Below are 16,747 nucleotides of genomic sequence, written 5' to 3'. Positions count from 1 at the left end.
TCCCCTTCTCTCTAAAATCTGCCAAATTGAACCGCCGAAACTAAAGCTCCAGTATCATATCATACCACACAGCATTGCCGTGAACCGACTCTGACAGTCCCATATTCCGATATCCAAATTTCTCATAGAAGGGTATCAGCCTGTCCTTGCAGGTGAGAATCAGGCCCTTCCGGCCGCATTTCCCCGCCTCCTCTATCAAATGCTTCATCAAATCCGCGGCAATCCCCCGCCGCTGATACTCCGGCAGCACATCCAGCCCGAAGACGCTCTGGTAAGCGCCCTCTGGATTGTGCAGGCCAATCTCCTCGTACATCTCGTCCTGAATCACCCGGCTGTCCGTCACCGCGCCGTTGATAAATCCGATGATCCGTCCGTTATCTACCGCAACAAAAAAACTGTCCGGAAATGCCTGAATCCTTTTCTCCAACGCATCCCGGCCAGCAGCCTCAGCGGCCGGAAAGCAGACGGACTCCACATACGCGGCTCCGTCCACATCCTCCGGCCTTACTTTTCTGATTTCATATTCCATCTATTTGTCTCCCCTGATGTCTATTATGCCCGGAAATAATATCCCACGCCCCACTTGGTATGCACATACTGAGGCGCGCTGGGACTTGGCTCAATCTTCTCGCGAAGCCGTCTCACGTGAACGTCCACCGTTCTCACATCCCCGGAATCATTGGCCTTGTTGCCCCACACGTAGGATAACAGGGCCTCCCTGCTGTACACCTTGTTGGGATTGCACACCAGAAGCTCCAGCAAATCGAATTCCTTGGCTGTCAGGTTAATCTCCTTATCCCCCACGAAGACTCTCCGGCTGTCCCGGTCAAGTTTCAGTCCGCCGGACGCAATCACCCGCTTGTCCGCTTCCTCCGCCTTTTTGCTTCTCTTGGAGTTTCTTCGCAGAATCGCCTTGATTCTCGCCTTCACCTCCAGAATATTGAACGGTTTTGTGATATAATCATCGGCGCCGTATTCCAGCCCCAGAATCTTATCCATATCGTTGCCCTTGGCGGTCAGCATGATAATCGGAACCTCCGAAAATTCCCGAATCGCCTGGCAGACCTCGTATCCGTCAAACTTCGGGAGCATCACGTCCAGAAGCACCACATCAAATTCCTTCTCCTTCGCAAGGTTGATGGCCTCCTCGCCATCATATGCGCACTCCACATCCATCCCATCCTGTTCCAGGCTGAATTTAATGCCCTTCACAATGAGTTTTTCGTCGTCTACCACTAAAACCTTAGCCATCCTTCACCTCTCCATTCCCCAATATGCCTCTACTGGGTTGCTTCCACCTATACGGTGATATCATCCTTTATCTTCTGAAAAGCAGCATCCTTGATGCCTGATATCTCCATAATCTCCTCAATCGCCCCAAAAGCCCCGTGCTCCTCCCGGTAGCGGATAATATCCTCCGCCCTGGATTCCCCGATCCCCCTGAGGGTCATCAACTGTTCCTTGCTGGCCGTATTCAGATTCACCTTCGCAGACTGTCCCTGACCGGACACCACGGCTCCGTAGGAACCGCTCCCTGGCACTGCCGCCCCATTCTCCACTTCCTCCACGGAAGGCACGGAAATCTTCATCCCATCCTGGATAATCTCCGCCATATTCAAAAATGCTCCGTCCGCCTCGTCCGTCAGTCCCCCGGCCGCTTCCACCGCCTGGAAAATGCGGCTGCCCGCCTCTATCTCATAGACGCCCGGGTTCACCACCTGACCACAGATATGCACATAACAGAGAGCCGCACTCTCTGCCACAGAGCTGCCAGTCACAGCCTGGTCACCATTCCCGGCGCCGTCCACTAAACTGGCATCCCTGCTCTCACCTACCACCGTACCGCCGGTCTCTGCCTCCCCTACTGTCTCCAGATAAGGCTCCTGCTTTCCCGCCGGCTCCGGCGCCTTTCTGCCGCAGCTGTAACAAAAACCTGCCGCCAGCATACACACACCGGTCATCCATATCTTGTAAATCTTTCTATTATTCTTTTGTTTTACCATGGTCTTCCTCCTCCGTGATTCCATCATGTCATGATTCCTCATTCGGAAAGAATACCATTTTCAGCCATACGTTTATTCTACCTAAATCCCTCCCCAAATACAAGCACTATTTTTCTTAAAAAGTATATTAAAACATGGCATATGCCATTGTTGAGGCCATTTATTTTTTCTACAATGATGGTATCAAAAAAACAGAAAGGAGGAATCAACGATGAAAGCAATTATGGTCATGTTTGACTCGTTAAACCGCCAAATGCTCCCGCCTTATGGGGATGAACATATCATTGCGCCAAATTTCCAGCGGCTGGCCCAAAAAAGCGTGACATTCGACCAATGCTACGCCGGCAGTCTTCCTTGTATGCCAGCCAGAAGGGAACTGCACACAGGCCGCTATAACTTTCTTCACAGAAGCTGGGGGCCCCTGGAACCCTATGATGATTCCATGCCCAGTCTGCTTAAGGCTGCCGGTATCTATACGCATCTGACAACCGACCACTGGCATTATTGGGAGGAAGGCGGAGGAAATTATCTCAACCAGTACAATTCCTACGAATTCGTCAGGGGACAGGAAGGCGACCCCTTTAAAGGAATGGTTGAGTGGACAGTGCCGGAACATATCGGGGGACGAAAAGATTTTTGCGGAAGGCAGGAATACATCAACCGCTATTACATGCAGGAGGAAAAGAACCAGTCTATCGCACAAAATTTTTCCAACGGACTTGACTTTATCCGGAATAATTACCAAGCCGACCGTTGGTATCTGCAGTTGGAAACCTTTGACCCACATGAACCGTTTTTCTCACCTGAAAAGTATAAAAAATCATACGAGGATAATTATGACGGGCCGATGTTTGATTGGCCAGGATATCATGAGGTAACAGAAACACCGGAACAGGCCCGGCATTGTGTAAACGAATATCGGGCTCTTCTGACTATGTGTGATACCTATCTTGGAAAAATACTGGATATCATGGATGAATACGATATGTGGAAGGATACCATGCTGATTGTAAATACGGACCACGGATTCTTATTGACTCAGCATAACTGGTGGGGGAAAATGGTCATGCCCTATTATGATGAGATTGCCCATATACCACTCTTCATTTGGGACCCTCGGACCAGAATCGCAGGCGAACGGCGTCAGTCGCTTGTACAGACCATTGATATCGCGCCGACCATTCTGGAGTTTTTCGGGCAGCCTATTCCAAAAGACATGGAAGGGCGTCCTCTGCGCAAAACCCTGGAGATGGACGCCAAAATCAGAGACTATGCACTGTTTGGCCAGCACGGTGTCCATGTAAATATCACGGACGGACGGTACGTCTACATGAGATGCCCATTGCCTGAGCGGGAGCAGGAGCTTTTTAATTATATTGTGGAACCAACCAGTTATCCTGGTGCTATCACTGTGGACGAACTGAAAACAGCTGAATTACACCAGGGCTTCCGCTTTACAAAGGGTTGTCCCGTATTGAAAATCCGTGGCGGCTACGGTATCAAAACCCTTGGTTTTCCGCCCAGGTCACTGATGAAATATGGAACACTGCTTTTTGATTTGAAGGAAGACCCACATCAGAACCACCCTCTTGAGCATCCTGAAATCGAACACAGGATGATACGGGAAATGGTTCGCATGATGAAGGAAAATGACGCGCCGGAAGAACAGTATCAACGGCTTGGATTGCAAGTATGACTTCTGCTGACTTTGGTGGTATGATAGTTCTGTACACTAAAATCAATCCTTAGGAGAACATAGATGGAAAAGAATTTAGTTCTTGAACTTGTCAAAACCGTAAATGAAAAGCTGGAACAGGGATGTCCTTTGACACCCGATATATTTAAGCCATTTTTAAATGAAAAAATTACTGTCCGGGTAATTCCGAAAGGTACTTACTTTGTGATGGCGGGACAATCGATAAACTACATCTACTATATTGTGCAAGGCTCTTATTATCTGATGCGCAATTCCGACGGAGGACGAATCAATCTGGCCGCCAAAAAAGAGGTCCCGCAGTTTGTTGGATTAAGAAGCATTAACGACCCAAAAGAACTATTTTTTGCTAATCATTACGCATTGGAACCATGCCTAGTCATAGAATTCGATAAACATTATTTCTGGAAATGCGTGCGCGACAGCGGAGAATTGGGGATAGAGGTCATTAAAAATCTGGAAGCCAGCTTATTCACTGCAGCCAATCGTTCGGACCATATGATATTTTTCACAGCAAAGGAAAAACTGATGCTCTACATACTGGAATACAGAGAGAAATACAGGACAGCCGAAGGGCCCTGCGTTGTGAATGTAAAAAATGAGTTTATTGCCGATGCAATAGGAGTCAATATACGGACATTATATCGTATCATCGACGAATTAAAGCAGGAAGGACTGGTCACTGTTAAGAAGAGAAATATGATAGTAACCGAGGAGCAGATTGCTATTATCCGGCAGTCATGCGAAATTCTCATGGGGAATCTTTCATAAACAACCAATTGGAGGGGTAAATAATGGAACAGGAGAAAACAGGGAGCAAAAAGGCTTTTATTTTGGATTCACTGAAATATGCATCAGGTGGTTTTGGATTTAGCTTTGCCAACATTATGGTAATATCATACTTGACATTTTTCTGTACGGACATATTTGGCATCAGTTCCGTCACCGTAGCCGGGCTAATGCTGATTACAAGATTTATTGACGCGGTTACTGACCCTGTTATGGGAATACTTGCTGACAAAACGCGGTCACATTGGGGAAGATACCGGCCCTGGATGATATTTGGAGCACCGGTTCTCGGTCTTACGGTATTTTTGATGTTCAGTTCCCCCAGCCTGTCATCTGCCCAAAAAGTCGTTTTCATCTACGCGACATATATTTTTTACTCTCTGGCCATGACAGCTGTCAGTATTCCTTTTTTCGCTCTGGTGCCTGTCTATACGGACAACCCTGCTAAAAGAAATGTTATGATTTCCTGGAAAGGGTTGTGCGTCCAGTTCGGAAGAATGTTTATTACCACCTTTTCGCTTCCCCTGATTGCCGCTCTGGGTGGAGGAAAAAGGGGATGGGCAATCTATGCCGCACTCCTTGGAGTTGGAATCACCATTACATTCTGGATAGTGGCTTGGGGCGCCAAGCCATATGACAAACCCATCACCGCTGACACCAAACACGAAAAACTGAATTTAATCGGGGAAATGCAGCTGGCAACTAAAAATAAACCGTTTCTCATGCTGTTAATTGCCTATTCCACAGATACGTTATCCAATGCAGTCGTCGGTGCAACCAATATTTATTTTTTCAAATACGTATTGGACCGCATGAATCTGGTTCCAGCAACCTCTTTCGCACTGACGATTACAGGGGTTGTTGTGAACTTAATCATGCCGGTTGTCTGTAAAGTTCTGGGAAAGAAAAAAGCATTTTGGTACAGTAGTTTTCTGGCCATGCTGCCACTGCTTCTGTTAATGATTCATCCCTACTCCACACCAACCGCGCTTATCGTTTTAATGGGCGCTTATGGATTCATTTCAGCCCTCTCCAGCAGCGTCGCATGGGCTATCCTTCCTGACTGCATTGATTACGCGGAGTGGAAATTCGGACAGAGCAGCAACGGTTTTATTTCATCAGTCTTTACATTTATGACTAAGATGGGAACTGCCATCGGTGGATTTATTGCCAGCTTTTTATTGGGAGTTGTCGGATTTATTGCTAATCAACCGCAAACATCATTTGTTATTGGTACGATTGTCTTCTTACGATTTGGAGTACCGGCCCTTGGACATCTCGCATCTTTGATTTCCATGCATTTTTATGATTTGAGTGAAGATAAAATGTTTGAGATACGGGCGGAATTAAAGAAAAAACGAATTGCAAATTAACGCAGTCAGGAGGCTGTCACTATGAAAAAAAGTATTGAAATCAATAAAATGGCTTCTCCCACGATTCTGATACCAGATATTGTTTATTCACAGGTTTTTCATTCATTTAAGAGGTCCGTAATCCCTCTGAACATGCATCTGCTCAGGCCCCATCACCCGGATGCCGCTCAGAAAACCGATAAAAAATTGCCTACACTGCTCTGGATTATTGGAGGCGGTTTTCAGTCGTGTGCTTCCCTGTTCTACACCCCGGAGATGGCTTATTTTGTAAAACACGGTTACCAGGTTGCCATGATTGAGTATCGTGTGGGAGGTGAAGGCACATTCCCCGCATCTGTGATGGATGTCAAAACGGCAGTCCGCTTCCTGCGGGCCAATGCTGACAAATTTGGAGTGGACTCTGAAAAAATAGCCGTCATGGGCGGTTCGGCCGGCGGTTATCTCGCCGCTATGCTGGGAACTACCTCTGGGCAGGCGGTATTTGAGACAGCGGAATGGGCCGGATTTGACAGCAGTGTGAAGGCTGTCATCGACTTATTCGGTCCGGCTGATTTGTCACTTATGAGGAAAGATAGACGGATTCAGAACTTCTTAGGTACCAATGAGCAATCCATGGAGATGACATTACAATTGTCTAATCCCATCTGTCATATATCAGAAAAGACAGCGCCATTTCTCCTTTTTCACGGAACAGAGGATTCTGTGGTACCTTACCAGCAAAGCCAGCTTTTGTACGACGCGCTGCAAAAGCACAAAATCCCTTCTGATTTTTACCTTATCCAGGGCGCCGGACATGCTTCCGATGAATTCTGGCAGGAAGAAACAAAAGAAATAATATTAGATTTTCTAAATAAGTATCTAAATTAACCGCTTGACGTCTGTGTCTGAAAGGAGATATCTCATGAACGAATTTCATGGAACACCACATAATCGCGCCCTCAGAGGCGATATTGCAAAAACCGTCTTAATGCCAGGAGACCCATTAAGAGCAAAATTAATTGCAGAAAACTTTCTGGAAAATGCGAAATTAATCAATGATGTGAGAAACACTCTTGGTTATACCGGAAATTACAAAGGAAAAGAAATCTCGGTTATGGCAAGTGGGATGGGAATGGCATCTATCGGCATTTATTCCTATGAGCTCTATACCCAATACGGGGTGGAGTCTATCATCCGCACCGGGTCAGCAGGCGCTTTTGTGCCGGAGCTTTCCATGTACGATGTGGTTCTCGCCGAAAGCGCCTGGAGCGAATCAACCTACGCCCGTGTACAGAATGGAGATTTGAGTGATATCATGTTTCCTGATGAATTATTGAATCAAAAGATTTTATCAGCTGCACAAAATCTTTCCATACCGATTCAGAAAACAAAAGTATATTCCAGTGATGTTTTCTACGGTGAAGATAATTTAACCCGTTTTAAAACAGTAAACCGTAATCATCAATGCACCTGTATCGAAAATGAATGCTTTGCACTCTTTCACAATGCAAAGGTATTAAATAAAAAAGCCGCCTGCATTCTGACGATTTCGGAGAATTTTGTGACGGACCACAGCGCCTCAGCAGTTGAACGGCAAAATGCTTTTACTAATATGATTCAAATTGCTTTGGAAAGTGTCTTGTGATAATTTAAAAAGAGGCAGTGTGGAAAAAATAGTGATACGTTTTCCATACTGCCTCTTCAAATAATCTCTATTCCCACCGGAATATCACAATTCCAACGATAGCCACCAGGGCGCCCAGAGCTTTCTTCCACTCAAAGCCAACCTTGTCCACGCCAAACAGTCCAAACACCTCAATCCCGTAAGCCACGATAATCTGGGCAATCACGATAATCAGCGCTGACTTGGCGGGCCCTAACGTGCCCACACTCTTAATCACAGTGTAGGTAATCAGCGCGCCAATCACACCGCCTGTCAGCATATACCAGGGCTGTACCTGGAACAGTCCGCCAACCTCGTTCCGGCCGGTGACCAGCCACATGATAACGCAGGTAAAAAATGCCGTCAGCTGGACAAATCCCGCCGACACCCAGATACTGGTCTGCTTCGTCACCTCCGTATTAAACACGCCCTGAATACTCATCAGCGCACCCGACAATAACGCAATGATAAATCCCCACATAATTTCTTCCTCCTGGAATTTCCGGTAATCAATTTCCTACTGGTTAGAGTTCCTGAATCCGGATAATTTTATACATCGTGTTGACATTTTAACCACTCTGCGTTATACTCACCTGGAAACAAAAATTAAACAATGACACGCTAGGGGAGCCGTCACGGCTGAGAAAGGTTAACTGCCTAACCCTCACTACTTGAACCGGATAATGCCGGCGTAAGGAAGCATTTAAACTTACTTTATTAGTAGTCCCCTCCTGTGCATCACAAAGGAGGATTTTTTTATGTCTATTGTTACCCCAGATGGTGGTTTGACCACCTTAGGCTACGCGCTGTGCGTGCTGGCCGCCGTTCTATTATTTCTCGCCGCCAGCTTTATCACCAGAGATTCTTCCGGGAAGAAAATGTCCACGAAACAGCTGGTATACTGCGGCGTCGCCATGGCACTTGCTTTTATCACCTCGTATTTAAAACTTTTCGGTCTGCCCTTCGGTGGTTCCGTCACCCTGTTTTCTATGCTGTTTATCTGCCTGATTGGTTACTGGTATGGACTGAAGGTGGGGATTCTCACCGGACTGGCCTACGGAATTCTGCAGTTTCTGCAGGAGCCATTTGTCCTCTCCTTCTTCCAGGTCTGCTGTGACTATATTCTGGCTTTCGCGGCCCTGGGACTGTCCGGAGTCTTCCACAAGTCGAAGAACGGCCTGTTAAAAGGTTATATTCTGGGAATCCTGGCAAGAGGCGCCTTCCACGCCCTGGGCGGATATCTGTACTGGATGGACTACATGCCGGACAACTTCCCCCAGTCCCTGACCGCGATTTATCCGTTTGTCTATAACTACTCCTACATACTGGCGGAGGGCGTCCTCACGGTCATCCTTATCATGCTCCCACCGGTATCCAAAGCGCTGGCACAGGTGAAGAGAGCCGCCACGGAATAAACCACAAAAATCGCCAGCTCCAGCATTTGCCGGAACTGGCGATTCCTAATAGGGACTCGATTATATGATTATCTCAGTCCTCCACGGTATGCTTTTCGATGCACCTGGACGGCTGACTGTGATTGCAGCGGCGGCAGCTGCCATTTTAAGGATCTCTCCGGGTTCCATCCCTTCACTTAATCCGGCCAGGAAATATCCGCAGAAGGTATCCCCTGCCCCGGTGGTATCTACTGTATCTGCCTTTATAACCGGCTGATAATACTGCGCTTCGCCACTCCGGTAATAAGCTCCTTTATCTCCTGCTGTCAGCAAAACAGCTGTCCGGTATTTTTCTGCCACACTGTTCAATATCTCTTCATACGAGGCATCCGAACTGTCTGCCAGTGCTCCTCCTTCCTGCTCATTTACAATGATATAATCTGCCAGCTCCAGTGGATACTCCAAAAGTTCTGCAGTAATAGGAGATGCATTAATAGCGACTTTCATTCCACGCGCCTTTGCCTGTTTCATGATGTATGGGACACAGGAGATTTCATTTTGAACCAACAAAAGATCATCTGGCCCAAATTCATCCAGAACCTTGCAGACACAGGCATGATCAATGGTCCGATTGGCTCCGCCATATACAATAATACTGTTTTCCCCATTCGCTATCTGTATCACCGCATGGCCGCTGGCTTCCGGCACCTGCATGATATAACCCGTATCTACTCCGTCGGCTTCAAGGGCCATTTTCAGTTCCGTGCCATCTGGCCCGATCGCCCCTGCATGAATCACATGTGCGCCCGCCCTGGCCAGCGCAATGGACTGATTCAGTCCTTTTCCCCCGATATTAGAAACATATTCCCCAGCTAAAATGGTTTCTCCTTCCCGGACAAAATGCTCCACCTGATACACCCTGTCAATATTCAATGATCCAAAATTCAAAATACGCAAATCCTTTCCCTCCTTCTTATCGTTCTGCTGCCGATTCCCTGATCTCCAATATGTCTGATATAAACGCAAACACCCGCTCTAAATTCTCCTTTGTTTCAAACAAAACAGAGGAATGAACTGCATTCGGCAGTATTTCCACCGTTACGCGCTCCTCTCCACAACAGGTGTTTGCGTAAAGCGCAAATCGGATGGACTGCTGCATGGGAACAATTTCATCGCCGCTCCCATGTTGAATCAGCACCGGAGGCATGTGATCGTGGACTGCGTAAAGCGGACTCGCCTTCCTCACCGTCTCATCACCGGAATCCACCGGACATCCAAGGAACCGGGTGAGCCATCCCTCACGGTTATAAAACGGAAACTCTGATTCCAAAGTCATCGGCACCGCCGGTTCATATTCCACACAGACATCCGTAACCTCTTTGCGAAAGTAACGGTTGACAACGCTATTGACAGCCAGTTCTTCATCACACGATGCCATATCGGTGAGCGGATACCAGGCGACACCTCCCGCAATTTGAGCAGAAACATGCAGGTTGGGGTCAAGTTCCTGATCGTAATACGGGTCATCGGCAAACAGGCAGGCCATCAGCGCCATATATCCACCGGCGCTGCCGCCCCAGGCAGCCATCTGATCCGGTTTCAGACGGTATATCGGCGCATTGGCTTTCAAAAACCGGATTGCCTGTTTGATGTCCTTTACCGGCTCCGGAAAGACTGCCTCATCCGCCAGTCTGTAATTCAAAGCCGCCACTGCAAATCCCTTCTTTAACCCCTCCAGCATCGGAGCTGTCATATCTTTTTGCCGCTTGCCGCAGGCCACAAAGCCTCCGCCGTGAATACTGATAATCACAGGAAACGGCCCTTCTCCCTCCGGAAGCCAGATATCCAGCTTCTGTGCTTCCGATTCTCCGTAGGAAATATCAAAAAAACCGCGTTTCCCCTCTGTGGGCAGGATTGGCCCACTTTTTCTCCACATTCTGTACCCCATTTACTGATCAGCAGTTGACGACTGCTTCCTGTTGCGGGTGTATAAAAAAATGAAGTATGCCGGTATCGAAGTCAGCATCAGGAGACTTCCACTAATTATTTCCTGGATAGAAACACTGCATGCAAGTATCATGGTAATGACAGTTGCAAGGATTGCGGTAACCGGATATCCCCACATTTTAAAGGGACGTTCCATATCCGGCTGTTTTTTGCGCAGAACAAACAGCGAGAGACACACGGCAACCTCACTCAGACACCCGACAAACGTGCTCATCATCAAAAATGTCATAAAATTCCCTGTCCATATAAACATCACCGCACCTGCCGCATATACCAAAATCGTAATATAAGGAGTTTTATATTTAGGATGCAGTTTTGAAAAGAATGAAAACATCATGCGGTTTTCTGCCATCGCATAAGCCACACGCGGAAAACTGAGCAGAGTGCCGTTGGTGGAACCAAAGATAGACACGGTTGCCCCAAGAGTGATTAATGCAGCGCCAAAACTGCCAAATGCAACCTGTGCAGTGTCACTGACCGGAGTCATGGAGCCTGCCAGATTTGCAAACCCTACAGAACCAACACAGGCCACAGTGAGAAGTATGTTAATAATGATAACAATCCCCATGCCGATGATGGTTGCAAGCGGAAGGTTGCGTTTTGGATTCTTAATTTCACCACTCATATAGGAGAGGGTGTAATAGCCTCCCATCGCTGCCAGGGCAGGTACCGCTGTGGCAAATGAATTCCCCCATTCTACGGTTTCCGTTGTCATAGTCGTGAAGTTTTCCGGCTTTAAAGCAAATAAACCGCCTACACTTGCGACAACAAGTACCGTAACCTTCGCCACTGTGAAAATATTTTGTACCGCTGAGCCGTTTTTCACCCCCAGTAAATTCACCCCGGCCAGGATTAAAATCAATGCGGTTGCCACCAGGCGCTCACCCGTAACCGACAAATTGAGTCCTGGGAACAGAACTGCAAAATTGCTGGCAAAGGCGGATGCCATCATGGCCATAACAGGAAGAAAGAGGCCAAAAATCATGGACCAGCCATAGACAAAGGAAGCACAGTGGCCAAACGCCTCATCAATATAAACGTAGGAGCCACCGGCCTTAGGCATAGCGGGTGACAGCTCCGCATATACCAATGCGCATAATACAGCGCCGGCACCGGCAATTAACCAGGCTAAAATAGTGGGGCCGATGGAGCCGGCTGAGGCAGCTATTTTACCGGGCACTGTAAAAATCCCGGAGCCAATCACTGTGCCCACCAATACAGATATTGCTGAAAAGAGCCCCATCTCACGTTTCAATTCGTTTTTATTCGTACTCATATTGTGAACTTCTCCTTTTCTTAAAATACAGTTTGCGGGTATCCTCGTTTCAACAAACTCTACTCTATGTCGAAGCTCTCATTGTAATCATAGCGGCGTTTTAGTCTCTGGTCCGGCTCAATCTCCCGTTTCATGATCTTCATGGTTCGATCAACCAATTGGCTTATGCTGTTCATATGCTCATCCAGCACGGAACTGGCCAGCATACCTCCGGTTGGATTGGTCCATGCTTCGTCAATTCCCTCCGGCCCCAGCAAGGTTCCCATCACAGCACCGACTATAGCGGCATTGGAATCCGTGTCAAACGCAAACTGTACACAATTTCCGATCGCCCGTGAATAATCTCCGCCGGAATACAGCAGGGAGAGTACGATGATTTTCTCGTTTGGTATCACATGACACCATTCAAAGATATTGTTTTCATCGTGAAGCTTATGTAATTTTTCCAGGGAGTCCTCATAGGTCATCCCGCTGTCATAGTCCTCAAGAACAGACTGTACCGCCAGTGCCATCCGTGATTTTTGGGGAATTTCTCCCAGCCCGGCCTGAATAATTTCTCGTATATCTGTGGTACGAGCAGCGGCGGCTACCATAGCGGCAACAAACATTTCCCCATAGATTCCGTTTCTTGTGTGGGAAACACAGGCATCCCTATAAGCCGCCTCGGCCGCTGCCTCAGGATTGCCGGGGTTGACCCAGCCAAAGACCTCCGCTCTGATCTGAGCGCCTACCCACTCCCTGAAAGGGTTCTGGAATGTTGCGGTTGTGGGGGCTGAGAAGCCTTCCACCGCATTTTTGTAGGCTACTCTCTCCGCTGTGCAGCACACGCCCGCCGGAAGCCAGTTGAGCCATGCATATAACACATCACCGGGATCAAAATCATATCCGAACACCTCCATAACCTTGAGGTTCAGTACGGTGTAGTTGGTGTCATCGTCAACGGGAGCGTAACCCTCCAGCTCATCAATCCATGGCTGGTTGTTTAATGGGGTGCCTGTCACAATGTTATATTTCTTAACCATCTCCGGGGTGAAATCCTGTGTGGATACGTAACGGGTAACCGGATAATTTTTTGTTTCGGCCAGCATATTTTTAAGGTTTTCACGCTTCCAAAATTCAAGTGGCTTGCCCAGAAGACAGCCGGCCACTCTGCCGGTCCATCCTCCGAGAATGCATCGTTTCACATCCTCATCTGAAATAGCGGAAGCTTCTCTGTGAATGTCAGGTCTTTCTCTTAAAATTTCTTCGTAATCTGAAGGCTCCACATACTTATTGTGTTCCAATACCGGGGCTGTCCGCAGCTGTTCTTCCAGAGCGCAGGCAAGCTGGTAATCATTGAGAGTGACCTGCCGGTCGTCAGCGTAAAATCTTTTTTGTATTGCCTGACAAACCTCCTTTAAATGGGCAACATCACGGCCTTCATCCCTCGCCTGCTGCCAGTCATAATACACACGTGCAGTATACAGTCCAAACGTATCATTTTCCATAAAATGTTTCATATTCTATTTTCCCTTCTGGAATTTCCTTTATGATTCATAACGGTTAATAAACTACATGTTATACTTTTATACTTACATTACTGCACAATTTATGGTAAACTATATTTGTCCATTTTTGGATACCTCCTTTGATATGTATTTGCGGTTGGCGAACCTGTAATTATGTATCCTTGGGGGTTTTTCTTTTTATTGTCCGGTTATGGCCCCCGCCCCCAAAGTGAGTGCCTTTTTAACAACAAACTCACGATATTCTCCTTTCCGGCTTCTTTCACAAAGCCTGATTATCTTTTGTTTCATCGATTAAACTGACTCCCTCATCACAATTTCACAGTCAATGAGTTTTTGGGATAAGGGAATATCATCCCGGATTCTGGATATGAGCATTTCCGCACACTCATTGCCTACCTGATAACCGTGCAAATCCACGGTTGTGAGAGGCGGGATTAAATACTGTGAAATGGGGATATTATCAATTCCAATCACTTTCACGTCTTTCGGAACACGAATCTCCTTCCTGTTTAGCGTCAGGAGCACGCCTGATGCAATCAGGTCATTGGCGCACACAACACCATCAATCCCTGCTCCGGTAAAAAGACTGGCAGCCCCTTGCATTCCGGTCTCAGGGTTAAACGCGCCCTTCTGATACACGAATTGCTCATCAAGGGTAATCCCGTTGTCCTTCAAGGCGTTTCGATATCCCTCTATACGGTTGCTGGAACGCAATTCGGGAGACGGACCGATGTAGGATATTTTGCGGCAGCCTTCCCTGATCAGTAATTGTGTCGCTTGATAGATTGCGTCAACGGAACTGGAATCCACCATCCCCATATCCGGGATATGCATGGATAATTCCCGGTCTACAACAATGATGGGCGTTTTAATGTTGGAGACCCATTCCTCATTCTTTGGGGACAGAGAGCGAAGGAAAATAATTCCGTCCACCATCTTAGACCCCAGAAACTGAAGATCCTCCAGCTCCTTCTCTTTTTCCGGGCTTGTATTGCAGATGATGACGCCAAGACGGTTTGCCTTGCAGACAGATTCAATTCCTCTCACAATTTCAGATACATAGGGATCTGAGATATCGTAAGTGACAACACCTATGGTATCGCTGTTGTTCCTGCGCAGTCCTTTGGCAATCTGATTGGGGATGTAGTTGTACTCTTTAACAAGACCCATAACCTTTTCCCTGGTTGCCTCGCTGATATGCATGTCCACGTTATTCAATATCTTGGAAACGGTAGTGATAGAAACACCTGCCTCCCGGGCAATGTCCTTCATCGTTACTTTTTTCAACTTCTAATCTTCTCCTTTCTGCTGTCCATATGTTAATAGCAAATGCGTGAATCTAGGTAAATTTCTTAGGTAAACGTTGTAGGTAAACGTTTACCTAACTTTGATGTCCTTATAATATCAACGCATGCAGGGTTTGTCTACTGATTATTTGTATAAAAATCGTATGAAAACTTTGTGCACTTTTACAAATCTAAAGTGACGGAAATAAAATGGAGCGCTGCTCTATAGCCGGGTACCCAGCTATAGAACAACGCTCCAATTTCGTATGCAAAATGCTATCTTATTTACTCTCTCCAATCACCCGGTTCAATTTCTTCATCTCATACACAACAAAGAACGAAACCACCACCGCGGAACTGATATCCGCCACCGGTCCGGCATACAAAATACCGTCTAACTGGAAGAACAGCGGCAGAATCAGAATCATGGGAATCAGCACCAGCAACTGTCTTAACATGGACAGAATCGACGCCTTCATAGGCTGTCCTGTCGCCTGGAAATAGCTGGTGGAGACTACCTGGAAACCGGCGGTGAAGATACCCAGCATGTAAACCCGCAGAGCCTTCGCCGCAAACTCCGTGAAGTTGGCGTCCGCCTTGCCAAACACGGTCAGAATCTGATACGGGAACAGCTGGCAGAGGGCCCATCCAATCACCGACACCACCGTGGCGATTCCCACCGCCCGCAGATAAGTCTGGCGGATACGGTCGAATTTTTGGGCCCCCTTGTTGAAGCCGAGAATCGGCTGGGAACCGATACCGATGCCGATACAGATGGATACCAGAATCATACCAATCTTGTTCACAATTCCCATGGCGCTCAGCGCTACATCGCCGCCCACATAGCTCTGCTCCCCGTAGAACACCAGGGAGTTATTCAGCACAATCTGTAAAATGGTGGAAGCCACCTGGGTGATTCCACTGGAAATGCCCAGCGTCGCCACACTCTTACAGATAACGCCATCCAGCTTTAAGTTTCTCTTCTTCAGCCGCATATTGCCCTTCTTCAGGAAATACACCATCAGCACCACGGCCGAGATAATCTGGGAGGTAATGGTGGCAATCGCCGCACCGGTCACACCCCAGTGGAATACGAAGATGTAAATCGGGTCCAGGATGGTATTCAGGATGGCACCCGCCAGAATACTGTACATGGAAAGAGAGGGACTTCCGTCCGTTCTCGCCATATTGGAAAGTCCCACACCCAGCATATTGAACGGGGTTCCTAACAGGATAATGGATGTATACTGTCTGGAATACTCCATCACGCTGTCCGTAGCGCCAAACAGCCGCAGCATCGGGTCTAAGAACACCAGGCCCAGAACCGCCACCAGAATACCGATGCCGGTCAGCAGCACGAACAGGTTGCCCAGCGTCCGCTCCGCCTCTTCCTCCCGCTTCTCTCCCAGCTTAATCGCCGCATAAGCGCTTCCTCCGGCGCCCAGCAGCGTGGACACCGCCAGAATAATCGTCACAACCGGAAACGCCACCGTGGTCGCCGCGTTTCCCAGATAACCGACGCCCTGGCCGATGAAAATCTGGTCAACGATGTTGTAAACCGCGTTGACCAGCATGGATACCACAGCCGGCAGCGCGAACTTTGCAAGCAGCTTCCCGATTGGCGCGTAGCCCAACGGATTTCCCTTTTGTTCTGTCATTTGATTCATAAATACACCTACTCCTTTGTAATAAACTAGTAATAAAGAGTCTGCCTCGGCAGACTCTCGCGCCGAAGCGCGGTTGCTCCAGCAACCA

Annotated in this window: 16 protein-coding genes and 1 riboswitch; of the genes, 6 read left to right on the top strand and 10 right to left on the bottom strand. The window is 47.7% G+C overall.

Annotation, left to right across the window (positions count from 1 at the left end; translation table 11 throughout):
* Positions 1 to 40: 40 nt before the first annotated feature.
* From HMPREF9473_RS05495 to HMPREF9473_RS05485, 3 genes are read right to left on the bottom strand one after another with little or no spacing between them, the layout of a single operon-like run.
* Complete coding sequence (locus tag HMPREF9473_RS05495; RefSeq protein ID WP_006779074.1) at positions 41 to 529, bottom strand: GNAT family N-acetyltransferase; 489 nt, start codon at positions 527 to 529, stop codon at positions 41 to 43.
* Between the two features lie 23 nt (positions 530 to 552).
* Positions 553 to 1,251: a response regulator transcription factor gene (locus HMPREF9473_RS05490; RefSeq protein WP_006779073.1), complete on the bottom strand. Its 699-nt coding sequence runs from the start codon at positions 1,249 to 1,251 to the stop codon at positions 553 to 555.
* A gap of 47 nt (positions 1,252 to 1,298) precedes the next feature.
* Positions 1,299 to 2,003 (bottom strand): helix-hairpin-helix domain-containing protein, encoded by a 705-nt coding sequence (locus tag HMPREF9473_RS05485; protein WP_006779072.1) that lies wholly within the window; start codon positions 2,001 to 2,003, stop codon positions 1,299 to 1,301.
* 211 nt (positions 2,004 to 2,214) lie between these two features.
* Between HMPREF9473_RS05485 and HMPREF9473_RS05480 the strand changes: the two genes are divergently transcribed.
* From HMPREF9473_RS05480 to deoD, 5 genes are all read left to right on the top strand, one after another.
* On the top strand, positions 2,215 to 3,699 hold the full coding sequence (locus tag HMPREF9473_RS05480) for a sulfatase (RefSeq protein ID WP_006779071.1): 1,485 nt from the start codon (positions 2,215 to 2,217) through the stop codon (positions 3,697 to 3,699).
* Between the two features lie 63 nt (positions 3,700 to 3,762).
* Entirely contained in the window at positions 3,763 to 4,488 is a 726-nt protein-coding gene (locus HMPREF9473_RS05475) for a Crp/Fnr family transcriptional regulator (RefSeq protein WP_006779070.1), read from the top strand.
* Between the two features lie 23 nt (positions 4,489 to 4,511).
* A complete protein-coding gene (locus HMPREF9473_RS05470; protein WP_006779069.1) occupies positions 4,512 to 5,879 on the top strand; it encodes an MFS transporter in 1,368 nt (455 codons plus the stop codon).
* 21 nt (positions 5,880 to 5,900) lie between these two features.
* Complete coding sequence (locus HMPREF9473_RS05465; protein ID WP_006779068.1) at positions 5,901 to 6,746, top strand: prolyl oligopeptidase family serine peptidase; 846 nt, start codon at positions 5,901 to 5,903, stop codon at positions 6,744 to 6,746.
* Positions 6,747 to 6,780: 34 nt separating this feature from the next.
* Positions 6,781 to 7,503 (top strand): purine-nucleoside phosphorylase, encoded by a 723-nt coding sequence (deoD, locus tag HMPREF9473_RS05460; RefSeq protein WP_006779067.1) that lies wholly within the window; start codon positions 6,781 to 6,783, stop codon positions 7,501 to 7,503.
* Between the two features lie 67 nt (positions 7,504 to 7,570).
* Here deoD and HMPREF9473_RS05455 read toward each other — a convergent pair whose 3' ends face one another.
* Positions 7,571 to 8,002 carry a DMT family transporter gene (locus tag HMPREF9473_RS05455; RefSeq protein ID WP_006779066.1) on the bottom strand — a complete coding sequence of 144 codons (432 nt, stop codon included), beginning with the start codon at positions 8,000 to 8,002 and terminating at the stop codon, positions 7,571 to 7,573.
* A 132-nt stretch (positions 8,003 to 8,134) separates the two neighbouring features.
* Positions 8,135 to 8,236, top strand: a riboswitch (TPP riboswitch).
* 43 nt (positions 8,237 to 8,279) lie between these two features.
* Here HMPREF9473_RS05455 and HMPREF9473_RS05450 point away from each other — a divergent pair.
* Positions 8,280 to 8,936, top strand: coding sequence for an energy-coupled thiamine transporter ThiT (locus HMPREF9473_RS05450; protein ID WP_006779065.1), 657 nt, complete (start codon positions 8,280 to 8,282; stop codon positions 8,934 to 8,936).
* A gap of 60 nt (positions 8,937 to 8,996) precedes the next feature.
* Here the strand turns inward: HMPREF9473_RS05450 and HMPREF9473_RS05445 are convergent, their stop codons facing one another.
* The 6 genes from HMPREF9473_RS05445 to HMPREF9473_RS05420 all read right to left on the bottom strand — a co-directional run bounded on the left by HMPREF9473_RS05445 (position 8,997) and on the right by HMPREF9473_RS05420 (position 16,659).
* Entirely contained in the window at positions 8,997 to 9,872 is an 876-nt protein-coding gene (locus HMPREF9473_RS05445; RefSeq protein ID WP_006779064.1) for a ribokinase, read from the bottom strand.
* Between the two features lie 16 nt (positions 9,873 to 9,888).
* On the bottom strand, positions 9,889 to 10,863 hold the full coding sequence (locus HMPREF9473_RS05440) for an alpha/beta hydrolase (RefSeq protein ID WP_006779063.1): 975 nt from the start codon (positions 10,861 to 10,863) through the stop codon (positions 9,889 to 9,891).
* Positions 10,864 to 12,198 (bottom strand): APC family permease, encoded by a 1,335-nt coding sequence (locus HMPREF9473_RS05435; protein ID WP_006779062.1) that lies wholly within the window; start codon positions 12,196 to 12,198, stop codon positions 10,864 to 10,866. It lies immediately after the preceding gene.
* A 59-nt stretch (positions 12,199 to 12,257) separates the two neighbouring features.
* The gene (locus HMPREF9473_RS05430) at positions 12,258 to 13,697 is read right to left on the bottom strand and encodes an ADP-ribosylglycohydrolase family protein (RefSeq protein ID WP_006779061.1); all 1,440 of its coding nucleotides are present in this window, start codon (positions 13,695 to 13,697) and stop codon (positions 12,258 to 12,260) included.
* A 300-nt stretch (positions 13,698 to 13,997) separates the two neighbouring features.
* Entirely contained in the window at positions 13,998 to 14,993 is a 996-nt protein-coding gene (locus HMPREF9473_RS05425) for a LacI family DNA-binding transcriptional regulator (protein WP_006779060.1), read from the bottom strand.
* Between the two features lie 280 nt (positions 14,994 to 15,273).
* Positions 15,274 to 16,659 carry an MATE family efflux transporter gene (locus tag HMPREF9473_RS05420; RefSeq protein ID WP_006779059.1) on the bottom strand — a complete coding sequence of 462 codons (1,386 nt, stop codon included), beginning with the start codon at positions 16,657 to 16,659 and terminating at the stop codon, positions 15,274 to 15,276.
* Positions 16,660 to 16,747 lie beyond the last annotated feature (88 nt).

This window comes from Hungatella hathewayi WAL-18680 (assembly GCF_000235505.1).
Classification (GTDB): domain Bacteria; phylum Bacillota; class Clostridia; order Lachnospirales; family Lachnospiraceae; genus Hungatella_A; species Hungatella_A hathewayi_A.
The sequence above is the reverse complement of the archived record's forward strand: the minus strand, read 5'-3'. Positions and strand labels throughout refer to the sequence as shown.